At 51.7% G+C, this 205-nt stretch carries 1 protein-coding gene; it reads left to right on the plus strand.

What is annotated here, in order from left to right:
* Positions 1–205, plus strand: a 205-nt coding sequence (locus A3714_RS17475; RefSeq protein WP_156493818.1) for an MrcB family domain-containing protein, incomplete at both ends; no start/stop codon positions are given.

The following is a 205-nucleotide window of genomic DNA, read 5'->3' on the forward strand; positions in this document are numbered from 1 at the left end:
CGCAGCACTTAACCTCTTTTTGGAAGAGTATCCGCAAGCTCTCGAGGAGCGATTCGCGGGGCACGCAGTTGCTGATTTCATCCGGAACGAAGTGCCTTCAGTAGTTCGAGATGTTCTTGATGTTGGCGATCGCTACCTCGTTCATGGAAGTCCTGGTCAAGGCAACTGGGCAAAGGTTCCATGGGTGGCAATTTACGATCGTTTC

Source organism: Alcanivorax sp. HI0007 (assembly GCF_001635525.1).
Classification (GTDB): domain Bacteria; phylum Pseudomonadota; class Gammaproteobacteria; order Pseudomonadales; family Alcanivoracaceae; genus Alcanivorax.